Below are 6,253 nucleotides of genomic sequence, written 5' to 3'. Positions count from 1 at the left end.
CATGTGCGGTCGCTTCGCAGCCAGCAGCAAGCCCGAGGACCTCGTCGAGCTGTTCGACGTGGAGTACTGGGACCCTGAGGAGACGCTGGATCCGAACTGGAACGTGGCGCCGACCAACAGCGCCTTCGTGGTGCTGGAGCGGCTGTCGAAGGAGCGGGCGCGGCCGCTGCGGCAGCTGCGGGCGCTGCGCTGGGGGCTGGTGCCGCAGTGGTCGAACTCGGCCGAGACGGCGGTGAAGATGATCAACGCCCGGTCGGACACGGTGCACGAGAAGCCCGCGTACCGGCAGGCCTTCGCCTCGCGCCGGTGCATCCTGCCGGTGGACGGCTACTACGAGTGGCAGACGGTGCCGGGCGAGCGGGGCAGGGCCCGTAAGAAGCCGTTCTTCGTGTCCCGGGCGGACGGGGCGCCGCTGGCGCTGGCGGGGCTGTACGAGTTCTGGCGCGACCGGGCGGTGCCGCCGCAGGACCCGCGGGCGTGGCTGGTGACCTTCGCCGTGGTCACCACGGACGCCGAGGAGGTGCTGGCGCCGATCCACGAGCGGATGCCGCTGTTCCTGGACCGGGACTCCTGGGACGAGTGGCTGGACCCGGGGTCGGGCGACCCGGACGAGCTGCGCCGGCTGCTGATACCGCCGGCGCCGGGGGCGCTGCTGGCCACGCCGGTGTCGCCGGCGGTCGGCAACATCCGCAACAACGGCCCGGAGCTCAAGGAGCCGTGGGCCGAGGTCGAGTACGAGACCACACTGTTCTGAACGCGTTGGGAGTAGCTCGGATGACCACCTCCGAACTCGTCGCCACCGAGGCGGGCGAGGCCAGGATCACCTACCACCGGGCGGCCGCCCCGAAGGCCGTGCTGGCGCTGGGGCACGGCGCGGGCGGCGGGATCGGGGCCCGGGACCTGGTGGCGCTGGCGGAGGGGCTGCCGCCGCGCGGGATCACCGTGGCGCTGGTCGAGCAGCCCTGGAAGGTGGCCGGGAAGAAGATGGGCCCGTCGGCGGCGAGGACCCTGGACCTCGGCTGGCGGCCGGTCGCGGAGCACCTGGCCGGGCAGGGCCTGCCGCTGGTGGTCGGCGGGCGCAGCGCCGGGGCGCGGGTGGCCTGCCGTACGGGCGCGGCGACCGGCGCGGTGGGGGTGGTGGCGCTGGCGTTCCCGTTGCACCCTCCGGGCCGGCCGGAGAAGAGCCGGGCTGAGGAGCTGCTGGAGTCGGGGCTGCCGACGCTGGTGGTGCAGAGCGCGGCGGATCCGTTCGGCGGGCCGGGGGAGTTCCCGGCGCTGCCGGAGGGGCACGAGCTGGTGGCGGTGCCGTACGGCAGTCACGGTTTCGAGGTGCCCAGGCGGGCGCCGGTGGGGCAGGACGAGGTGCTGGGGCTGATCCGTTCGGCGGTGGGGGACTGGGTGCTGCGGCTGGTGTGAGCGGGGCGGCCCGGGTACGGGCCGCTTCCGCTCGCTCACTCGTGCGAGTGAACGGTGGTCGGGGGCGGGAATGTGGGCGCGGTCCCCGTGGTTGACCCCATCGTCAGCACGAGTCACGGTGAGAGGCAGGGCAGATGGGTTCGATCGCGTGCCCGGAACGGCCTGAGGAGCGCGAGGCCGCTGTGGCGTTCGCCCCCTCCTGGTCGGAGTGGCTTGACGCGGGCGAGAAGCCCGTCAGCCCGATATCCTCCATTTCGGGACGGCCCGCGGTGGGCCGTACCCGTCATGCCGAGGAGGTGGGTCCGGTCGTCGGGACCGAGCACGAGGCCGAGCCGGGCCGTGGCCCGGACGAGGCCCTGCCTGCGGGCGAGGCGCTCACCGGTGAGGAGCTGGCCGAGGCGATCGGTGAGGACACCTTCCGGGTGTCGGCGGAGGAGAGCGAGGAGGCCCGGCGGGAGCGCTTCGAGCGCGACGCCCTGGGCTACCTGGATCCGATGTACTCGGCGGCGTTGCGCATGACGCGCAACCCGGCGGACGCGGAGGACCTGCTCCAGGAGGCGTTCGCCAAGGCGTACGCGTCCTTCCACCAGTTCCGCGAGGGCACGAACCTCAAGGCCTGGCTGTACCGCATCCTCACCAACACGTTCATCAACTCGTACCGCAAGAAGCAGCGCGAGCCCCAGCGCACGGCGGCGGAGGAGATCGAGGACTGGCAGCTGGCCCGCGCCGAGTCGCACATGTCGACCGGTCTGCGCTCGGCCGAGACCCAGGCGCTCGACCACCTTCCCGACAGCGATGTGAAGGACGCGCTCCAGGCCATCCCGGAGGAATTCCGGATCGCCGTCTATCTCGCGGACGTAGAAGGCTTTGCGTACAAGGAGATCGCGGACATCATGGGTACTCCCATCGGTACGGTGATGTCCCGACTGCACCGCGGCCGCCGTCAGTTGCGCGGCATGCTGGAGGATTACGCCCGTGAGCGCGGGCTCGTCCCGGCCGGTAGCGGGGCAGGGCAGGAAGCGAAGGGCTCGGGCTCATGAGCTGCGGCGATCCGCACGAAACCGAGTGTGGCGAGGTCCTCGACCACCTCTATGAATTCCTCGACAACGAGATGCCCGAGGGCGACTGCGCCAAGCTGCGCGTGCACTTCGAGGAGTGCTCGCCCTGCTTGAAGCAGTACGGGCTGGAGCAGGCGATCAAGGCGTTGATCAAGCGCTCCTGCGGCTGCGACGACACGCCGGTCGACCTGCGCAGCAAGGTGCTGGCCAGGATCGACTCGATCCGGGCGGGGCAGCGCTCGGGCGAGCAGGTGGTGGTCGCCGTCGAGACCTCGGCCGAGATCCACGCCGAGTCCGCCCGGCCGGCGCCGAAGGCGGCCGGGGCCGCTCCGGCCGTCGAGTCCGCGGGCTCCGCCCGGGAGTCGGCCGCCCGCCCCGGCGCACCGGTCGAGGCCGGGGCCCCGGCGGAGTGAGCGGCCGGGCGCGGTAGCCCGGCGGGTCGGGCGCTTCGGGCCTGACGGTTCGGTGCTGACGGTTCGGGCAGGGAGTTCAGTGGCCCCGGGAGCATGCGCTCTCGGGGCCGCTCCCGTTCTGCGCGCATGCGCCCTCACTCGATCGAGTGAGTTGCCGGTGCGCCAACTGCGCCATCGCGCCATCATGCGTCCCTGCGCCCGGGCGGCGGCCTATCCTCCTGACGAACACTCACCGCCGGTCGCCCCGGCGGGTGGAGGTGGCACGGGGCCCGGAGCGCGGGGAGGTCGAGATCGCTACTGACAGGGGAGGCGCGACCCTGCCGCGGGGAGCGGCCTGCTACCTGGTGGCCGTCCCGGTGACGGCGCTGTGCTGCCTGCTGCCGTTGTTGCCCGACACGGCGGCCCCCGGGCTGCCGGGCTGGCTCGGCCACCCGGTGGACTGGCCCAAGGTCGGGCTGCTGGCCTTCCTGCACGGCTGCTGGGAGTCACTGGCCCAGGGCGTGCCGACCCCCTGCCTGTTCCTGGTGTGCCGACTGCTGCGCCGCCGGGCCCCCGCCGAACGCGTGCCCGCCCGGCCCGGGGTGAACGCCTTCTTCCCCGTGCTGTTCGCCGGGGTGCTGATGCTCCCGCCGGCCGCCGCCGCCCTGGTCGCCGTACCGGCCGCGCTGTTCGGCGGCCCGTCCGGGCCGGGCTGCCGCCGGCGCCAGCTGTTCAACGGCTCCCAACTCGCGCTGTGCGCCTTCGCCTCCTCGGTCGTCTTCCACCTGCCGCACGGCCCGCAGCTGCTGCTCGGCTCCCGCTTCCCGGCCGCGCTGCTGCCCGCCTTCGCCGCCGTCGCCGCGTTCTGCCTGGTCAACGGGGTGCTGGTGGGCGTGATGGTGATGCTCAGCGAGGGCTGCCGGGCCGGCATGGTGCTGCGCGGGGCCCGCTCGGTGTGCGGACTGCCGGTGCTGGTGCACGCGGCCGGCGGGCTGATGGTCGCGGTGCTCTGGCAGGGCCCGTACGGGGCGTTCGCCGCGCTGCTTGCGCTGCTGCCGCTGTCCATCTCGGCCTGGGTGTTCGCCCAGGGGCAGCGCGAGCGGGACGCCCACCAGGCCACCGTGCAGTCGCTGGTGCAGGCCGTGGAGATCAAGGACGCGTACACCCGCGGGCACAGTGAACGGGTCGGCCGGGCCTCGGTGCTGATCGCCACTCAGCTCGGCATGGAGGCCGAACGGCTGCGCACCCTGCGCTTCGCCGGGATCCTGCACGACGTCGGCAAGCTCGGGGTGGCCACCGAGCTGCTGCGCAGAAACGGTCCCCTCAGCGAGGACGAGCGCAGGGCCGTGGAGATCCACCCGGTGTACGGGTACGAGCTGGTGCGCGGGATCGACTTCCTCGGCGAGGCGCACGCCGGGATCCTGCACCACCACGAGCGGATGGACGGGCGCGGCTACCCGAGCGGGCTGGCCGGCGAGCGGATCCCCGAGTTCGCCCGGATCATCTCGGTCGCCGACGCCTTCGACTCGATGACCTCCACCCGCTCCTACCGGCGCGGTCGCCCGGTCGCCGAGGCGGTGGCCGAGCTGGAGCGCTGCTCGGGCAGCCAGTTCGACCCCGTGATGGTGCGGGCGCTGATCGACGCGCTGGACGGGCACGACTGGCAGCCGGTGGTGCACTCCGAGGACTGCGTGCGGGCCGTCCCGGACATCCCGCTCGGGGTGCCCGAGCCGGTGCGGGCCGCGCCGGGCCGGGCACCCGACCAGGGCGGGACCGCCCCCGTGGCCGGGCAGCCGTGAGGCGGCCCGGGTGCGGGGCCACCGGTTCCGCTCGTACGACTGCCGGGGCCGTCGGGGCTGTCGGGGCCGCAGGTGCGGCCGGTGCGGCGCGCGGGCGGACCACCCGGGTGATGCACGCGGCCGCCGCCGCGCTGCTGGCGGGCGCCCTCGGCGCGGTCGCGGTGCGCGGGGTGGCCGAGCCGGGGGTCGCGCTGGCGTTCACCGCGCTGATCGCGGTCGGCGAGTGCGTCCGGATCACCCTCCCGGGGGATCGCGAACAGGCGCCCATCGGCGCGGCCGGCGCGCTGGCGTACGCCCTGCTCGGGCCGCTGCGCGGGGTGCCGACCGCGCACGGGACGCTGCAGGTGGTCGCGGTGACCGGGATCGGCCTGCTGCTGGGCTGGCTGCCCGGCCTCGTCCTGCCGCACCACCCGGGCTGCCCGCACCGGCGCCGGCCCTGGGCCGACCCGGCCCGCCGAGACGGCGCCGCCCGCCGGCTGCTCGCGGTCGGCTTCGCGGCCGCCGTCTTCCAGCCGCTCTACACCGGCGGCCTGGTCGACCGCTTCTCGCCCGAGGGCCCCGCGTACGGGGTGTTCCTGACCGCCGTCGCCGCGCTGGCCGCGCTGTGCGACGCCACCCTGGCGGCGCTGCTGCGGTGCGACCGGGCCCGGCGCCTGCCGTCCGTCCGTCCGCCGTCCGTCCGCCGTCCGTCCGTCCGGCAGGAGCGGCGGAGGGCGTGCGGGAAGGCCGCGGGCCCGGAGGGCGGGCCGCGGTTCCCGGCGGCGCTGGAGGACGAGCTGCGCTCGCTGTTCGGGATCGGCTCGGCGATCGTCGCCACCGGGATGCTGGTCAGCCTCGCGGCCGGCGAGGTCGGGCTGTGGGCGCTGCCGCTGTTCTGCGCCCCGCTGCTGCTCGCCCAGGTGTCCTTCCGGCGGGCCGCGGCCGTGCGCGCCACCACCGGGCAGACCATCGCCAGCCTCGCCCGGGCCACCGAGGTGGCCGGCTACACCCCGCACGGGCACGCGCGTCGGGTCGCGGACACGGCGCGCGCGCTCGGTCGCGAGCTGGGTCTGGGCACCCGCGAGCTCGCCCTGCTGGAGTACGCGGCGCTGATGCACGACGTCGGCCAGCTGTCCCTGGTCGAACCGGTGCCGGACGGCGCCACCGCGCTGCTGCCCTTCGCCGAGCAGCAGCGCATCGCCCGCCTGGGCAGCGAGGTGATCCGCCGCACCGGGGTGCCCCGACAGGTCGCCGAGCAGGTCGCCCGGCTGGCCGACCCCTGCGCCAGGCCGGTCGGCGGCGAGCGGCCGGTGCCGCTCGCCGCCCGGATCATCCGGGTCGCCAACGCCCACGACGACCTGCTGACCGCAGCCCGCGGCCGGGGCGTCGGCGAGGCGGTCGGGCGGCTGGAGGCACTGGAAGTGCTGCGGCTGGGGCGTGGACGGGTCTACGACGCCCGGGTGGTGGACGCGCTGGCCCGGGTCGGCGGCCAGGCCCTGGGCTGACCCCAGGGGCCCCGGCGCTACGGGGGCCCCGGGCGCCGGCCTTCGGGGCGCCGGTCGTCAGGCCCCGCTTCTCGGGCACAGGCCCTCGGCAGGGGTTGAGGAGG

At 75.0% G+C, this 6,253-nt stretch carries 6 protein-coding genes; all 6 read left to right on the top strand.

Features of this window, described 5'->3' with window-relative positions; all coding sequences use genetic code 11:
* Window position 1: 1 nt before the first annotated feature.
* The 6 genes from J0670_RS26780 (at window position 2) to J0670_RS26755 (ending at window position 6,149) form a co-directional block, all read left to right on the top strand.
* Window positions 2-754 carry an SOS response-associated peptidase gene (locus tag J0670_RS26780; RefSeq protein WP_207814244.1) on the top strand — a complete coding sequence of 251 codons (753 nt, stop codon included), beginning with the start codon at window positions 2-4 and terminating at the stop codon, window positions 752-754.
* Between the two features lie 20 nt (window positions 755-774).
* Window positions 775-1,416 (top strand): alpha/beta family hydrolase, encoded by a 642-nt coding sequence (locus J0670_RS26775; RefSeq protein WP_207814243.1) that lies wholly within the window; start codon window positions 775-777, stop codon window positions 1,414-1,416.
* A 296-nt stretch (window positions 1,417-1,712) separates the two neighbouring features.
* Window positions 1,713-2,456: a sigma-70 family RNA polymerase sigma factor gene (locus J0670_RS26770; protein ID WP_374199896.1), complete on the top strand. Its 744-nt coding sequence runs from the start codon at window positions 1,713-1,715 to the stop codon at window positions 2,454-2,456.
* A complete protein-coding gene (rsrA, locus tag J0670_RS26765) occupies window positions 2,453-2,887 on the top strand; it encodes a mycothiol system anti-sigma-R factor (protein ID WP_207814242.1) in 435 nt (144 codons plus the stop codon). Before J0670_RS26770 ends, rsrA begins: the two co-directional genes overlap by 4 nt.
* A gap of 257 nt (window positions 2,888-3,144) precedes the next feature.
* Window positions 3,145-4,665 (top strand): HD-GYP domain-containing protein, encoded by a 1,521-nt coding sequence (locus J0670_RS26760; protein WP_307806706.1) that lies wholly within the window; start codon window positions 3,145-3,147, stop codon window positions 4,663-4,665.
* Window positions 4,666-4,775: 110 nt separating this feature from the next.
* Entirely contained in the window at window positions 4,776-6,149 is a 1,374-nt protein-coding gene (locus J0670_RS26755; RefSeq protein ID WP_207814241.1) for an HD domain-containing protein, read from the top strand.
* Window positions 6,150-6,253 lie beyond the last annotated feature (104 nt).

The sequence above is a fragment of the Streptomyces sp. FH025 genome (genome assembly GCF_017427025.1).
GTDB lineage: Bacteria > Actinomycetota > Actinomycetes > Streptomycetales > Streptomycetaceae > Kitasatospora.
This window is presented reverse-complemented; position numbering and strand designations above follow the sequence as displayed.